General features: G+C 43.0%; 18 protein-coding genes. 2 read left to right on the top strand and 16 right to left on the bottom strand.

The annotated features are described in order from the left end of the window. Window positions 1-7: 7 nt before the first annotated feature. The 6 genes from K4039_RS04465 to K4039_RS04440 form a co-directional block, all read right to left on the bottom strand. The gene (locus K4039_RS04465) at window positions 8-325 is read right to left on the bottom strand and encodes a 2Fe-2S iron-sulfur cluster-binding protein (protein WP_265233932.1); all 318 of its coding nucleotides are present in this window, start codon (window positions 323-325) and stop codon (window positions 8-10) included. Window positions 326-718: 393 nt separating this feature from the next. After that, on the bottom strand, window positions 719-1264 hold the full coding sequence (locus K4039_RS04460; protein ID WP_265233931.1) for a Uma2 family endonuclease: 546 nt from the start codon (window positions 1262-1264) through the stop codon (window positions 719-721). A 118-nt stretch (window positions 1265-1382) separates the two neighbouring features. Then, window positions 1383-2555, bottom strand: coding sequence for a YcjF family protein (locus K4039_RS04455; RefSeq protein WP_265233929.1), 1173 nt, complete (start codon window positions 2553-2555; stop codon window positions 1383-1385). 149 nt (window positions 2556-2704) lie between these two features. Continuing rightward, on the bottom strand, window positions 2705-3286 hold the full coding sequence (locus K4039_RS04450) for a Uma2 family endonuclease (RefSeq protein WP_265233928.1): 582 nt from the start codon (window positions 3284-3286) through the stop codon (window positions 2705-2707). 108 nt (window positions 3287-3394) lie between these two features. Beyond that, on the bottom strand, window positions 3395-3664 hold the full coding sequence (locus tag K4039_RS04445; RefSeq protein WP_265233927.1) for a hypothetical protein: 270 nt from the start codon (window positions 3662-3664) through the stop codon (window positions 3395-3397). A 90-nt stretch (window positions 3665-3754) separates the two neighbouring features. Beyond that, on the bottom strand, window positions 3755-4198 hold the full coding sequence (locus K4039_RS04440) for a hypothetical protein (protein WP_265233926.1): 444 nt from the start codon (window positions 4196-4198) through the stop codon (window positions 3755-3757). A 218-nt stretch (window positions 4199-4416) separates the two neighbouring features. Between K4039_RS04440 and K4039_RS04435 the strand changes: the two genes are divergently transcribed. Together K4039_RS04435 and K4039_RS04430 are read left to right on the top strand one after the other, a co-directional pair. Then, window positions 4417-4629, top strand: a complete 213-nt coding sequence (locus tag K4039_RS04435; RefSeq protein WP_106149042.1) for a helix-turn-helix domain-containing protein — start codon at window positions 4417-4419, stop codon at window positions 4627-4629. Window positions 4630-4681: 52 nt separating this feature from the next. Next, window positions 4682-4894, top strand: coding sequence for a helix-turn-helix transcriptional regulator (locus tag K4039_RS04430; protein WP_265233925.1), 213 nt, complete (start codon window positions 4682-4684; stop codon window positions 4892-4894). A gap of 128 nt (window positions 4895-5022) precedes the next feature. Here the strand turns inward: K4039_RS04430 and K4039_RS04425 are convergent, their stop codons facing one another. The 10 genes from K4039_RS04425 to K4039_RS04380 form a co-directional block, all read right to left on the bottom strand. Beyond that, window positions 5023-5289, bottom strand: a complete 267-nt coding sequence (locus K4039_RS04425; RefSeq protein ID WP_265233924.1) for a MafI family immunity protein — start codon at window positions 5287-5289, stop codon at window positions 5023-5025. Window positions 5290-5311: 22 nt separating this feature from the next. Continuing rightward, window positions 5312-5701, bottom strand: coding sequence for an EndoU domain-containing protein (locus K4039_RS04420; RefSeq protein WP_265233923.1), 390 nt, complete (start codon window positions 5699-5701; stop codon window positions 5312-5314). Between the two features lie 97 nt (window positions 5702-5798). After that, the gene (locus K4039_RS04415) at window positions 5799-8021 is read right to left on the bottom strand and encodes a Z1 domain-containing protein (RefSeq protein WP_265233922.1); all 2223 of its coding nucleotides are present in this window, start codon (window positions 8019-8021) and stop codon (window positions 5799-5801) included. 620 nt (window positions 8022-8641) lie between these two features. Further along, window positions 8642-9262, bottom strand: coding sequence for a hypothetical protein (locus tag K4039_RS04410; RefSeq protein WP_265233921.1), 621 nt, complete (start codon window positions 9260-9262; stop codon window positions 8642-8644). Continuing rightward, window positions 9259-9672 carry a hypothetical protein gene (locus tag K4039_RS04405; RefSeq protein WP_265233920.1) on the bottom strand — a complete coding sequence of 138 codons (414 nt, stop codon included), beginning with the start codon at window positions 9670-9672 and terminating at the stop codon, window positions 9259-9261. Before K4039_RS04405 ends, K4039_RS04410 begins: the two co-directional genes overlap by 4 nt. A gap of 15 nt (window positions 9673-9687) precedes the next feature. Beyond that, on the bottom strand, window positions 9688-10149 hold the full coding sequence (locus tag K4039_RS04400; RefSeq protein WP_265233919.1) for an EndoU domain-containing protein: 462 nt from the start codon (window positions 10147-10149) through the stop codon (window positions 9688-9690). 296 nt (window positions 10150-10445) lie between these two features. Continuing rightward, window positions 10446-11396: a F0F1 ATP synthase subunit gamma gene (locus tag K4039_RS04395; RefSeq protein WP_265233918.1), complete on the bottom strand. Its 951-nt coding sequence runs from the start codon at window positions 11394-11396 to the stop codon at window positions 10446-10448. A 181-nt stretch (window positions 11397-11577) separates the two neighbouring features. Further along, the gene (gene atpA / locus K4039_RS04390; protein WP_265233917.1) at window positions 11578-13095 is read right to left on the bottom strand and encodes a F0F1 ATP synthase subunit alpha; all 1518 of its coding nucleotides are present in this window, start codon (window positions 13093-13095) and stop codon (window positions 11578-11580) included. A gap of 188 nt (window positions 13096-13283) precedes the next feature. Continuing rightward, entirely contained in the window at window positions 13284-13829 is a 546-nt protein-coding gene (gene atpH, locus K4039_RS04385) for an ATP synthase F1 subunit delta (RefSeq protein WP_265233916.1), read from the bottom strand. 3 nt (window positions 13830-13832) lie between these two features. After that, window positions 13833-14360: a F0F1 ATP synthase subunit B gene (locus tag K4039_RS04380; protein ID WP_265233915.1), complete on the bottom strand. Its 528-nt coding sequence runs from the start codon at window positions 14358-14360 to the stop codon at window positions 13833-13835. Window positions 14361-14440: the final 80 nt, after the last annotated feature.

Here is a 14440-nt window from a genome sequence, read left to right as displayed (position 1 = left end):
CTTAGTCCTAGGATTTACCGAACTGGCGATCGTACACAATGTCTTCTTTTTCGGTTTCTATCTTCAAGTGCGATCGGGGAAAAGAAACGCACAGTAACACATAACCTTCGGCCTGAAGTTCGGGACTAACGCCCATGCAATCAACTTGCTTAACTTGACCCTCAATAACTTTAGCAGCGCAAGTAGTACAAACCCCCGAATTGCAAGAGTTCGGCAAATCAATCCCAGCGGCGATCGCAGTTTGCAAAATTGGTTGATCTTCCGGCACTTCTACGCTATAGGTGCTGCCTTGGTGAAGTAATTCAACGGTGTAAGTTTGAGACATATTTCGATTATTGGTTTTAATTCCCAATTGGAATCTAGGGTAGATTTACAAACAAAGCAATCAGTATTTTACCGCTGTTGGTGATTCTGTGCAAGTTGACAACTACATTATTTATTGCTAATAATTTTCATTAATTGGCTGAATGGGCGATCGCGTCCTGCCCCGCAACCTACGGCATTTTGTCAAGCATTTTCTCACAAATTCAGTCCTAGACGCAGAACCTAATTACCTAGTGGTAGGGTGCGTCGCCATGAAAAATCCCTAAATTATATCGACAATCTCACCGCGACGCACCTTGCACTTCGGGCCCGTACAAATAATCCTCTGTTTCACTCCGCCCAACTATTATTTTGTAGCAATACTTTTTATAAATGGTATAACTAATATTTGCCATCAACCCAACAACTCATCAACAGCAACACTAAAACCCGGCAATACTAGCTGAGTGCTGATTGTAGAATCCCAGTTAAAAGTTAACTTTTGAGATTGAGTCATAATCAATATCCAGCGACTTTCTGGAAAAACAATCCAAACTTCCAAACAACCAGAATCTAAATACTCTTGTGCTTTCAGAAAAACATCTTCCGCAACATCAGTAGGAGAAACAATTTCCGCAATTAACAGCGGACTTTGAGGAAAAGTAGGAACATCGCCATATTCAGCAACAAGTTCAGCAGTCAAATAAGCAACATCAGGGCGACGCACTCGCCTGTCAGTGCGACAAGGAACTTCCGTATAAACTTCGCCACCTTGTCCGCTAGATATCTTGTAACTTCTCCAAGAAAAATCTAGTCTAGATTGGATTCGACTGTGTTTTACTGTCATACCATTTTTCTCCGATATTTGCCCGTCCACCCATTCCATATCGTCGGGGGGATTAGCGATGAAGTCTTCTAGAGAAACATTTTCTGATAAAACGGCTGTCATTACCATAGCCATTTACTCCCTTTTGCAGAATTCACTGATATTATATCATTCTTTGGTAATAGGTAATTGGTAATTGGTAATTGGTAATTGAAACTAACCAATGCCCTATGCCCTAGGCCCTATAACCAATCTACTCAATATTAATTTGATTCGGTGGCTTAGGTTTGTCATCCTTCAAAGTTTTACGCCCCGAAGTTGCATAATCCTTGTACAAATCCACAAACATCTTTGTCAACTGCTGCAAAGAAAGTTGTTCCCCATTAATCTGAGCTTTCATATAAGCTTTCAGCACTTCAATGTAAGCCAAACCGAGGGCAAGGGTGAGAGTTGCAGCCGTTGCGCCAGAAATAGCACCGCCAACAATAGTACCAGCACCCGGAATCATTTTAATCAAATTAGTAACAATACTTCTACCAACAGCAGTAACCCCGCCAGCACCGCTAATCGCAGACAGCATCGCCGAAACAAACCCCTTATCAAAGGGCATTCCAAAAATCACAGTAATATTAGCAATCATTGCCGTTTGCATCGCCATCAAAATCGGCGCATCAGCAAACGGTACAGGAGTCGCACCAACAATCGCAGAACCGGCAACATAACCAGTTACATACTTAAACGCCATGTCAGATTTGAGCGCAACATTAGCAATTTGTTCTTTAACAAAAGCTTTTTTAGCGACTTCCGGCAGCAATTGAAAAGTTGCATCTACCAACTTATCTAAACCGTGAGATTTTACTGTATAATCCTCATCAATTTCTTCCGGTTCAGCCATCACAGGGATGATTTGACTGACTGGCAAATTCATGTGTTCTAGTTGCTTGAAAAACTCGCTAGGCTTTTTAGAGGTAGTCTGAGTCAGCACTAAAATCACAGGTACATCTTTGACTTCCATTTCTTTTAGCCAGCTTTCCTCCACAGATTCTATTCTATTAGCACTGTGATTGATGCAGTACCAGATTACGTGAATGTGTTCTTTTGGATGCAGGAGTCTTTGGTCTTCAATTAGTTTAGCAACGTTGAGCTGAATAACTTTAATTTGTTCGGCGTTGAGTTCTAGTCCGGGAGTATCGTAGACTGTAATCGGACAATTCGGTTTTGTATATTGGCGGATTCCTTGAGTTATGGGGCGGCCGACTCCGGTTTCTGCTAAGCGTTGGCGAAAAACCGAATTGATCAGGGTACTTTTGCCAACTCCAGTTTTCCCGATGACTAAAACATTGCACTGTCCCACTTGATTTTCAGCGTCTTTGAAAGCATCGTAACTTTTGTTTAAAAGGTCGTCTAGGGAAAAGTCGTCTGACATGGCGGTTCGCTCCGATAATGGGATTAGTCAGTATGTGTGTATCAATAATGCCCGCCGAATAGAATTCGGGGCTATACAAACGAAGTCCGCCTTCGCGGACTAAAAGAGTAAAGGTAGTAATTTAGCCCTATTTGGTATAATTTAATATTTTAAGCTAACAATTCATCAACGGCAATGCTAAAATCTGCGAGAATTTGTTGAGTTCTAACTGTTTCGCCGGCTCGAAATCCCAATATTTGATTATAATTGACCACAAATACTAAATGACTGTCAGGCAAAACTATCCAGACTTCTTGACAGCTAGATGCCAAATATTCTTGTGCTTTGAGAAATACATTTTCAGCAATATCTGTGGGCGAAACTATTTCGGCAAGTAAAGGGAAACTCTGCGGTAAAGTTGGAACATCGCCGAATTGTGCGGCTAATTCGGGTGTGAGATAAGCTACATCGGGGCGGCGAATTTGTTGGTTTGTGCGGCAAGGTGCTTCGGTATAAACTTCTCCTCCTTGGCCACTAGAATCTTTGTAATTTCCCCAACAACGACTTAGCTTGGATTGAATTCGACCAGTTTTCAGTGTCATGTCATTTTTCTCTACGACTTGTCTGTCCACCCATTCCATGTTGTCTGGCGGATTAGCCATGAAATTTTCTATGGTAAGATTATCTCGTACAATGGGTGCGATCGCAGGTGTTTCATCAATTTTAGGTAATTCGCTGGTTGTGGCCACCATAGATTTTTCCTCAATTTTGGATAGTTCGCTAATTCTATTATGACTGATGCGGTGAGAATTGTTGGGATGATCGGTAAGGTGTGCTGTGCGAACCCTACAAAGTATCTCTCATTGATTATCTCCCAGTTTTCTGATTAAAAATCTGACTTCTTCGAGCAAAGTATTAAATCTCTGGTCGTTTTCTAATTTGTACTGTTGAAAATCCTCATTCCGCCGCCGGATTTCTTCATCCCGTTGACTGTCTCTTTCTAAAAGAGCATTGACAGCGCCTACCAGCATATCGACATTGCGATTAGTTTGTTCGATATTCAGAGTCGTTCGATCTACAGTGGCAGCCAAATCATCCATCATTTCGTCTGTCCAGCGTTCCGTTGTCATTGTTTTTTTCCTCGGCTTGTTTTCTAGCGATATTTTAGGTAGTCCAATTATATTTTAGCGATCGCCCTTTCTGAAATGTTGTGCTACAAATTAGAAATGTTCCAGCAGGTATTTTTCCTGTGCATAAACATTCCGCAGCGATTCAACTGCTATTTTCGGCAACATAAACTTAATTACTCCCACCAATCGCCCCCAGTCGAACAATTCAGCAACCGAAACGGCTTGATGAAATTTCTGTGCATAGAAATCCACCCAAAAATCCGGTGCATTTCTCTCTTTTTTGCTGGCCATCCGCCGCTTCCAGTAACCAAAATCTAAACCTTTGGGCGATTCCACTCCCAAAATTGGCGGTAAGTCGGCGTAGCTGACAAAGCGACTCATGCCTTGGGCGTGTACGTAAAGGATGTGCCGCCACCGCTCGATGCGATATATTTGTTCTACCTTGATTTTGAGGAGACGCGCGATCGACTCTTTAGTCGCAAATCGGCTCAAGGGATGAACGGGGGTTGATTTTCGCGAAAAGTTTGCTAACATAGTCTGTAATTGTTTGAGATGAGTAGTTGACCTGTCGTTTGAGATGAGTAGTTGACCTGTCGTTGACGGGTGTTTGAACTCTCGGAAAGCGGTAGTTGACCTTCTTGAAAGCAAGAATTTGATTTGAACAGGCGATCGCCCTTTAGTTTTCCAGGCGTAAGGACGATCGCTTTTTAAGATAAAACCATCTTATGATGGTACACCATCAGTTGTCAAGTATGGGTTTAGTTAGATTAAAAGTCAGAGAATTCGCTGCTGAGAAAGGCTGGACGCTAAAAGAGGTTTCAGAGCGATCGGGAGTCATCTACAGCACCGTCAGACACTACGCCCGCTGTCCGGGGGTGTCAACTATTGACTTCATTTCCATACACAAATTGGCTCGCACCTTTGATGTGATGATTGAAGATTTGGTGGAAATTGTGCAGGAATAGCCGATCGCTTTTTACGATAAAACTATTAAAAACTAAATCTAGTTTTCTGTCAATGGGTTTAATTAGATTGCGGGTAAAAGAGTTTGCGGCGGAGAAGGGTTGGACGCTAAAAGAGGTTTCAGAGCGATCGGGAGTGATCTACAGCACTCTGACAACCTATTCGCGTTCTCCGGGGATGGCAATGGTTGATTTTACGTGCTTGCTCAAGTTGGCGCGGACGTTTGATGTGATGGTGGAAGATTTGGTTGAGGTGGTGAAAGAGTAACGGACATATTTACATTCAAACAAAGCGTCTGAATTACTCCAGACGCGATCGAACTTTTATCAACTCAAGAAATTGAATGAGCATTGACTGAAGGACATCGCACTATTGCCGAATTCCCATTATCTATCTCAAGGAGTTACTTGCACCTTTAGCATCTCCCACGTTTCCTTTTCCATGCTCAAGGTATTGCCCGCTTCTTGCAAAAGTTCATAACCCCTTGAATCTATGGGTATTTCTTCCTCAATGAGAATATCGCACAAAGTCTCTAACGCCAAATTCCACTCGCCTGCATGAATATCTGAAGTGATAAATTTTATTTGAACCTCTGAAAGTTTTGGTTTAAGTATGTTGACGACTTCCTTGAGTTTACTTTCTACAACTTTATAGTCAAACATTTATTTTGCTCCTGAATTTTTTTTATGGGTTTTTGGGTAGGTTAGTTGGAAATGCTGTGATTATGCCCCGACCATCTGGTTCTACTATTACCTTAATATTAACACTATCTCTAGTTCCTTCAATCTGCCATCTTACAGGCTGACCAGAAATGGTATATTTAATGCCTGGTTTACCTGTTCGCTGAACCCACTGAGAATTAGGGTCTTGAATCACTTCCAAAATGTAATTAATTGTCTGCTCATCGCTCCAGGCTGCGGGAAATTCACTTTTACCAGAAATTCCTCTACCAGGGCCGTGACCTCCCCCAGTTGCGTCACTATCGAGAATGTGTGTCCGTTGCTGAGAGTTGATTTGAGATAGATTATTGACATCAACTCCACTGGGAATGTTGCCTGAAGAATAGTTGCTCATAGATGGCTTTTGCACATTGCCATAATTTTATAGTCGAACATGAGTCTATCTCCTATCTGACGGCTTCTGGTGAATCATATGATGCTTGTTGCATCAATTAATTTTCGTCTATTTCCTCTGAATCATCCCATTCTAGTTCATCTTCTTTTTGCTCTTCTACTTCTTCTGATTCCTCTGAGTAATTGAACATAAAGACAAATTTGTTCTTAGGCAGAATCAGTGTTGGCAAATAGAGAGGTTGATCATCCCAACTCTTTTGTTTTTCACCTTTTTCATACATAACAACGAGTACAGGGACATCAGTGTATTTTTGTCTGGGCTTACTTACCCACTGACTTTGTGCAAAATTAGAAACCCAAGGTCGATTAGTTTGGTTGCTCAAGTCCAGTCCATTACCATTTTTCCCTCGACGAACGTTGAGAATACCCTTATGGATACCTTCTACTTTCATTGCTTGAAGTGCCTGTTTGACTCGCTCATCTTCCCAGGGATACCCAGAACAGAAACGGCTTGGCATTTCTGAAATAATCTCGATTAAATAGTCTATTTCTACTTCATGGTATTCATCATCTACCTTAAATGTAGACAGAAGTTTATCAAGTGCTTCTGTGTGTTTTTTAACTTCAGAAGCTGTCCACAATGGATCGCGGGGGTAAATAGAAGATCCTGGGGTAAATACACCAATGGCTGCTGGATTAAGGACATTCGCACGGGTTGGTTTAAGTTTTCGACCAACCCACACTGGCGTAAGCTTAATTTTGCCAGTGTCCTCATCAATTACTTGACGCATACCTTCATCTGACTCATGGATAGCACGGAAATCCTCTAAAATGTGTTCCGGTAAAAAGAGGCGAGTAACATCTAGCAATTCCTGGCGATAACCAAACATTCGTGCGTGCTGATGAACCGTGTCCATCGTCTTTTGTTTGGCATCACGCCCGTAATAAGTAATCATCAATCCTTCAATAGTTACACCACGCCCCAAGCGGTTTCCTCCAATTAGAATGTTTATACCTGGGCTGTATTTCGGTTCCTTATCTGGATTGGTGGCATCAATAACTTTTGGTATAGTATTTCGTAACTCATACTCTAGCTCCACAACAAGCTCATTGAGAGGTGGTAAGTTAGAAGCTGTTTTGCTTAACTCTGCATGAGCTTGACTTAGCCATTTGAGCGCATCCTCTCGCTTTGTTACAGATGATTTAGATCGCAGAGCCTTGTCAAGCTCTACAACAAAGCTGCCAATAACATTTTCCAACGTGCTGTGAGTAATACGCTTGTGGTCAATATGAGCTAGAAAAGAATACTTAGCATCTATATCTGTTGCTGAGTTCATTTTGTATATCGAACCCACAAAAAAACAGCACAAAGCTAATTTCAGCCCTGGTGGCATATCCCAATTATCTCCAGGGTTGATTTTTCCTCCCTGTTTTTTTAACTTATCCAGTTCTTCGGCTTTTATTATACAGCAGTGTTTGCTATTTTTTTTGAAAAAAATGTCTCCTCCTATATAAGTATTGCCTATTTTAGAAAGTACACAAAAGGCTGGCTTACAGGGGTGATCGAGATTTTGCAACAACAAGCTTTGAGGGGTAGCTGTAATTTGTAAATATATGTGATTAGCAACTTGTTTCCTAATTTTTGCTATTAATTCAAATATCTTACTATCAGGAACCGTATTGTTTTCCTTCTTAGCTTTCTTGGCTTCGTTGGTATTTAGACTAGCATTGTCAGCCTCATCATCAAAAATTAGAGTGGGTACGCTACTGGCTTTAGCAGACTTTAGAACCTTAAGCAAGTTCTCAAGATGACGCACATTTTTTGTGGATACTAAGACAACACCAGTATCATTAATATAGTGGTGGAGTTGATTACCGAAGTCTAGGGGATCAGTTTTCCATTGTTCCCAATTACGGACAACAGGGCCACCTTTGATCTGATTCGTGAAACGCTCTGCTGTTTGTTTACCTAGCCATGTATTATCAGATGTTAATACAATGAAACAACGGAATTTATTAGCCTCGGCAAGTGCCAGCGTAGCAATCGTAGTATTAGTTTTGCCGCTTTGGACTTTGCCATAGATTAGTCCAGTAGTACCATTAGGTATTTTGCCTTTATGATGATTGCTAACAATACCTGTTCCTGTAGCACCAACATCACCAGATCCAAATGTTGTTGAGTAAACATCAACGCAATTTTGAACAATTTCAACAGCAGCTTGCTTTAACTGCTCTGCTTCTGTGTTTCCAAGTTTGCTCTTAATCCTGTCAATAAACTTCTTGATACAAGAGCCATCATTTTCAATCGGAATCTTACTCATAGCGGTTTTTTTATTTATTTTACAAAACTACGCGAGGCCAATCATTCTGAGGTACAGTCTGATTCATCTGCTGCCTGCCTGGACCACTTACATGATAACTTCCTTGAGGTCGCCTAGACACGGATATGTGTTGATCGCTAATATCTGCACTTTGATCCACTATACTCCAAAATTGCTCTTCAGCTATGCAGCAGATACCATCTTTGTGACAGACTAGCGCTATAAATGTCGAAAAGTCAGGATACTTATCATACACAGTAGCTAGAGCAGATTTTTCCTGAGCGCTCAAGGTGAAAGACCATGCAGAAGTGGCTTTCTTAGAAACCTTGAACAGAATAGCCGACTTACTGCTATCACTTTCCACTAAGTATATTGACTGGTGTATTGCAAAAGCATGGGTGATGGTAATCCTGCATCCATAGTTAATTAACCTTAAGAACGCTGCACCGTGTAGAAAATCCCGATCGTTAATCATACAGACAACGCGCTAACAGTCGATTTATCCGATGGTCGTACTATTTCTGTTGCTTGATCTTGGTATCCTCGGCTGTTACACGGTACACCGGGCCGCGATGTCTAATCAAACCAGGATTTCTGTTAGATTAAACAGACTCACCTCGTTACGGCAGTTTATCTCGTAACAAAAGCCAAGCTTTGAGTTCTTCATCCAAAACATATTTATCACTACTCGCGAGTGCTGCGATAACTTTCAACCGATTTTTAAGCTGTCTTAACTCTCGTATTTCTTCAATAGGAAGCGTTTGCCAATTTCCAGCCTTTTGTTCCACATCTTCCCGCGAATCTTTGATATTATCCCAAAACCATTGTAGGATTAAGTTCACGTCCAGAACTGAATCGTTGGGAACTATTCCGTATTTTGCGATCGCCCCAGCCCGCAACATCATTGAAGAAATCCTCACCGATTCCCCACTACCCGGTTTTTTCTGTTCCGCCGCTTCTGCTAGTCGATCGTAAATTGCGGTTGCTACTTCTGCCCAAGTGCGATCGAATAAACCCGCATTATTTTCACCTTTTCGAGCCTTCGCAGACGAAACATCGGCTAACAACAGCCAGTTAAAGTCTTGTGGTACGGTGGTTTGAGCCGATAATGTATTTTTCACCCAAGCCAGTACGGATTTACGATTTTGTTCGAGGATGCGATCGATCGATACTGTCGGGGGAGATTGAGTCATAATCAAATAGGCGATCGGCATGAAGTAGCAATTACTGTTTGCATTCACAATCTCACTGGCAATTTTTTAAGCAATTCATTAACAATAATTTGAGCGATCGGACTATTTTGAGAAAGAATTTGCAAGCGTTTTAAAACATCAAGACTCAGATCTAAATTTTCTTTGGCTGCATCGATCGACCTTAAAGAATCTGCTGCGGTGAGGGTAAGCTCATCATCCGGTGTCTCAAGCATTTCTAGCAACAACGGAATTGCTTGTTGGGAGTCAGCATCGGAAATAATTTCGGCGCAGCGCAATTGCCATTCTTGGGGGCGATTGTACCAACAAGATTTGAGTTCTTCCCAATCAGCAGGTGTCAGTTTTTGCACTTGTTCAAGAGCATATATAACAGCATGATCTGACCAATTATCAGGCGAGAATTCCTGATTTAAATATTCATCTAGCTGTGCGAAACTCATCTGAGTAACTCCTTGTTAAAAATTAGTTGTTGGTATGCCACCAGTAGGGTAAGAAGATATCACATTTCCGATCGAGTCCTTGATTACTTCCCACTCTACTCCATCGACTGTTTGCCTGTGCAACGTAGCACCCTGAGTATTCGTATTAACAGCAATGGTGCTAGCAACTTGCTTAGTTGCATCGATTATTTTTTCATCACTCCAACTGTCAGGCGCAAAAGTAGACCTCCGCTTTTTCCGGGAAAAAGTGCCATCAGGAAATCGTTTGATTAGCTCGAAAGCTGTTGTTGTACCATCTGGATTATTGGTAAGAGAAGCAAATATAAAATCTGGACTGGTTTTGATTTTGGGTGAGTGCGCTCCTACTATCCTATCGGAGTTGGCAGGGCGACGCTCTCCATAGAGGATTTTTTTTTGTTCCATTTCGGGTGATAGTTGCTGGGGAATTCCAGAACTACCACTAGAGTTTGATTGCATTGAGTGTGTGGCATTGCTAAAACTAATGCTCAGATTAGTGGGTAATGTCGTTATTGGCAATCAGGGCGATCGCTTTAATAGTTACACTTCTGTAAAGCCTTCATACATTATTCTAACTTTTTATTTAGCGATCGCGACTTCCGCTAGATTATCGCGGTAGGGTGCGTCGCGATAAGATATTTGTCAATACCCGGAATTGCCACAGCCACGCACCCTACGACTACTCAAAACACAAAAAATAGCGCCTGAGTTTCCCCAGACGCACAGCATAAAATCAACAAATTGTCAACTATAACCTAACCGTTCAAAGCCTCAGCGCCGCCGGAAACTTCCAGAATTTCCTGGGTAATTGCCGCTTGCCGCGCCTTGTTATAAGTCAGCGTCAAACTACGGATCAAATCACTAGCATTCTCACTAGCATTATTCATCGCCGTCATCCGTGCAGCCAACTCGCTAGCAGCAGATTCTTGCAATGCCCGCAGCAATTGGTTGTTCAAATACAAAGGCAAAAGAGCCTCCAGAATTTGCGCCGGATCTTGCTCGAAAATCATGTCCCGTGGCAAACTCTTCATAGGTGAAGTAACCTTCTCCCGCGATACTTGAAACTGTCCGCCTTGCGATGTCAGGCGGAAGATTTCATCATCGGGAGTTTCCAAACCTTGAGGGTCGAGGGGCAGCAAGGTTTGAATTACTGGACGCGAACTAATTAGCGACACAAACTTAGTGTAAACTAGCTCAACTCTATCTACAGTTCCTGACAGGAACAAAGACAGCAATTCATCAGCAATTAGCGCTGCTTCCGGTGCTGTCGGAATTTGTTCCAAGTTCATGTAAGTCTCTTTAATCGGCTGTTCGCGGCGCTGGAAATACTGAGTAGCTTTGCGGCCTACTAACACGAATTTGTACTCTAAGCCTTCAGCTTTGATTTCCTTGGCGCGATTTTCGGCGTATCTGATGATGTTGTTGTTGTAGCCGCCGCACAAACCCCGATCGCCCGAAACAACCAAAAGTCCCACTGTTCTGACTTCGCGTTTTTTCAGCAGCGGCAAATCCAGGTTTTCAAACTGCAAGCGTTCTGCCAAACCGTATAATACCTCTGCGAGGCGATCGGCAAAAGGCCGAGTAGCCGTCACCTGTTCTTGAGCGCGGCGCACCTTAGCAGCAGCCACCAAACGCATCGCTTCTGTAATCTTTTTAGTGTTCTTGACCGACTTAATGCGATCGCGAATAGTTTTCAGATTTGCCATAAATTTCTCCTTTTTCCTTAGCTTTTATTTCTGAGTTCTTAGTTCCCAGCCATCAGTTTTAAGTTGGTAATTTTTTAACGTCTTTACTTTAGCTTCCAGTCATCAATCATCAATCCTTAGTTACTTAACCAATAACTAATGACTGATGACTGATGACTAATGACTGATGACTAATGACTAATTACGCAGAAACCAAGAAACTTTGCTTGTATTCCGCAATGCCTTCTTTCAGCAGCTTCTCAGCTTCATCAGTCAAGGCCTTTCCGCCTTGAACGATTTCGCCGTACTTCGGCTTGCTAGTCCGCAAATAATCGCGCAAACCAACAGTAAACTTGGTGACTTTTTCCACAGCGATATCATCCATGTAGCCGTTAATACCGGCATAGATGATAGCCACTTGTTCGTTCATCGGCAGAGGCGAACTTTGGTCCTGTTTCAACAGTTCCCGCAAGCGTTGACCCCGCGCCAATTGATTCTGAGTAGCTTTATCCAAGTCAGAAGCAAACTGAGAAAATGCTGCCAGTTCTTCAAACTGCGCCAATTCCAATTTCACCTTACCGGCTACTTTTTTCATTGCCTTAGTTTGAGCCGCAGAACCTACCCGCGATACCGAAATACCGGGGTTTACTGCTGGACGCAAACCAGAGTTAAACAAGTCAGAAGAAAGGAAGATTTGACCGTCGGTAATCGAAATTACGTTGGTAGGAATGTAAGCAGAAACGTCACCAGCTTGGGTTTCGATAATTGGCAAAGCTGTCATGCTGCCTTCGCCCAAATCGTCGCTCAATTTAGCAGCGCGTTCTAGCAAGCGAGAGTGCAGATAGAAAACGTCTCCAGGATATGCTTCACGACCCGGAGGACGGCGTAGCAACAAGGACATTTGGCGGTAAGCCTGTGCTTGCTTGGAAAGGTCATCGTAAATGACCAAAGTGTGCCGGCCTTTGTACATGAAATACTCGGCTAAGCTAGCACCGGTGTAAGGTGCTAAGTATTGCAGGGTGGCGGGGTCGCTAGCGTTGGCTGCTACGACGATTGTGTAGTCCATCGCGCCGTTTTCTTGCAAGACGTTGACGATGTTAGCTACTGTAGAAGCTTTTTGACCGATCGCCACGTAAACGCAAATTACGTTTTCCGATTTTTGGTTGATGATTGTGTCGATCGCGATCGCAGTTTTGCCTGTTTGGCGATCGCCAATAATCAATTCCCGCTGTCCTCTTCCCACTGGAATCATCGCATCAATAGCGGTAATCCCTGTTTGCATCGGTTCGTAAACAGAACGGCGAGAAACGATACCAGGTGCCGGAGATTCAATCAAGCGAGTCTCAGTAGTTTTAATTTCGCCTTTGCCGTCAATGGGACGCGCCAAAGCATCAACTACCCGTCCCAACATTGCTTCACCAACGGGAACTTCAGCAATTCTGCCAGTAGCAGTAACTGCGGAACCTTCTTCAATGCCGAGGCCTTGGCCCATCAACACTGCACCCACGTTATCTTGTTCGAGGTTCAGTGCGATGCCCACGGTGCCATCGGCAAATTCTAGCAATTCGCCGGACATAGCTTTATCCAAGCCATAAATCCGCGCAATGCCGTCGCCTACTTGCAAAACAGTACCGACGTTAGAGACTTTTACATCTTGGTCGTACTGTTCAATTTGCTGGCGAATAATGCTGCTAATTTCGTCAGGTCTGATTGCTGCCATGTTAATTATTATGTGTCAGTTGTCAGTTGTCAGTTGTCAGTTGTCGGTCGATGTTTTCCGCAAGTCAAGAATTGGGATTCGATCGCCAGGATGGGGAACTAACTAATCTCAAACACAAATTAATTCCCTCTTCCCTCTTCCCTCTTCCCTCTTCCCTCTTCCTTCTTCCTTCTTTCTTCTTCCTTCAATTAAGAATTCAAGCGAAGTCCCAGACGGCGCAATTGTCCCCGCAGGCTGGCATCAATTACTTGAGAGCCTACTTTGATTACCACACCGCCGATTAAATCTGCGTCAATTTTGGTTTCAATTTCTACGCTTCGAGCGCTGACCATCGCCTGCACCTTCTCGCGAACAGTCTGCTGTTGAGCATCTGAAAGCGGGACTGCCGATGTAACTTCAGCCAATACTGTTTGGTTGAGTTCTCGGAGCTTTGCCAAGTATTGTTGACCAATTCCTTCTAAAAAAAGAATTCTTCCTTTGTCTACTAACAGCTTCAAAAAGTTGTGCATCAAGGGGTTCATTTCTTCACCCGCTATTTGCTTAATCACGGCTTTTTTAGCATCCGGTTTGATCAGCGGATTAGCTAAAAATTGACGCAAATCTTCGGAACTTTCTAGTAGGCTAAGCAAAGAACGAATGTCTTCGCCGAACTTCTCTGAGAGATTGCTGGACTGAGCCAGTGACATCAAGGCAGATGAGTAAGGCTGTAAGACTGCTGTGCTAACGATACTCACTTTTTAGCCTCCCAGTAACGCAATGCTGCGATCGATTAAGTGGTTTTGGGCGTTTTCGTCCAAGCTAGCTTTTAACTGGCTTTCCACCTTTGCCATTGCCATTGATACGACAGCAGATCTCAGTTGGGCGATCGCTCTTTCGCGCTCCGCTTCCAACTCTTGACCTGCTGTTGCTTTCATGCGTTCAACTTCCTGCGCCGCTTGAGTTAGAATTGCTTCTTTTGCCTTCTTTGCGGTTTCTTCAGCCGTGGCACGAATTCGTGCCGCTTCTGCTTGTGCTTCAGTCAATTTTTGCTGTTGCTCTGATAGAGCTGCTGCTGCATCTTTTTGGCGTTTTTCTGCTTCTCTAATCGCCTCTTCGATGCCCGATCGCCTCTCAGTTAGGATTTTACCTAAAAAGCCGCGCCCGAAATAAAACAGCACTGCAATAATAATGACCAGGTTAATCAGGTTGGTTTCTAAAATATCAAAATTGAAACCGAAACCACCTTCGCCGCTAGCTTCTGTGGCTAGCAATAAAACAGTCCCCATGATACTCTTCCATAATTGCGCGTGCAGATTTGGTGAACCGACGTTAAATTTAAGATTGCATCCACAATCTCAAACTTTTC

This window comes from Lyngbya sp. CCAP 1446/10 (assembly GCF_026130175.1).
Classification (GTDB): domain Bacteria; phylum Cyanobacteriota; class Cyanobacteriia; order Cyanobacteriales; family Microcoleaceae; genus Microcoleus.
This window is presented reverse-complemented; position numbering and strand designations above follow the sequence as displayed.

Bases quoted from the DNA above. Each gene is read 5' to 3' on its own strand.
- K4039_RS04465 (WP_265233932.1), bottom strand. From the start codon at position 325: ATGTCTCAAACTTACACCGTTGAATTACTTCACCAAGGCAGCACCTAT.
- K4039_RS04460 (WP_265233931.1), bottom strand. From the start codon at position 1,264: ATGGCTATGGTAATGACAGCCGTTTTATCAGAAAATGTTTCTCTAGAA.
- K4039_RS04455 (WP_265233929.1), bottom strand. From the start codon at position 2,555: ATGTCAGACGACTTTTCCCTAGACGACCTTTTAAACAAAAGTTACGAT.
- K4039_RS04450 (WP_265233928.1), bottom strand. From the start codon at position 3,286: ATGGTGGCCACAACCAGCGAATTACCTAAAATTGATGAAACACCTGCG.
- K4039_RS04445 (WP_265233927.1), bottom strand. From the start codon at position 3,664: ATGACAACGGAACGCTGGACAGACGAAATGATGGATGATTTGGCTGCC.
- K4039_RS04440 (WP_265233926.1), bottom strand. From the start codon at position 4,198: ATGTTAGCAAACTTTTCGCGAAAATCAACCCCCGTTCATCCCTTGAGC.
- K4039_RS04435 (WP_106149042.1), top strand. From the start codon at position 4,417: ATGGGTTTAGTTAGATTAAAAGTCAGAGAATTCGCTGCTGAGAAAGGC.
- K4039_RS04430 (WP_265233925.1), top strand. From the start codon at position 4,682: ATGGGTTTAATTAGATTGCGGGTAAAAGAGTTTGCGGCGGAGAAGGGT.
- K4039_RS04425 (WP_265233924.1), bottom strand. From the start codon at position 5,289: ATGTTTGACTATAAAGTTGTAGAAAGTAAACTCAAGGAAGTCGTCAAC.
- K4039_RS04420 (WP_265233923.1), bottom strand. From the start codon at position 5,701: ATGAGCAACTATTCTTCAGGCAACATTCCCAGTGGAGTTGATGTCAAT.
- K4039_RS04415 (WP_265233922.1), bottom strand. From the start codon at position 8,021: ATGAGTAAGATTCCGATTGAAAATGATGGCTCTTGTATCAAGAAGTTT.
- K4039_RS04405 (WP_265233920.1), bottom strand. From the start codon at position 9,672: ATGAGTTTCGCACAGCTAGATGAATATTTAAATCAGGAATTCTCGCCT.
- K4039_RS04400 (WP_265233919.1), bottom strand. From the start codon at position 10,149: ATGCAATCAAACTCTAGTGGTAGTTCTGGAATTCCCCAGCAACTATCA.
- K4039_RS04395 (WP_265233918.1), bottom strand. From the start codon at position 11,396: ATGGCAAATCTGAAAACTATTCGCGATCGCATTAAGTCGGTCAAGAAC.
- atpA (WP_265233917.1), bottom strand. From the start codon at position 13,095: ATGGCAGCAATCAGACCTGACGAAATTAGCAGCATTATTCGCCAGCAA.
- K4039_RS04380 (WP_265233915.1), bottom strand. From the start codon at position 14,360: ATGGGGACTGTTTTATTGCTAGCCACAGAAGCTAGCGGCGAAGGTGGT.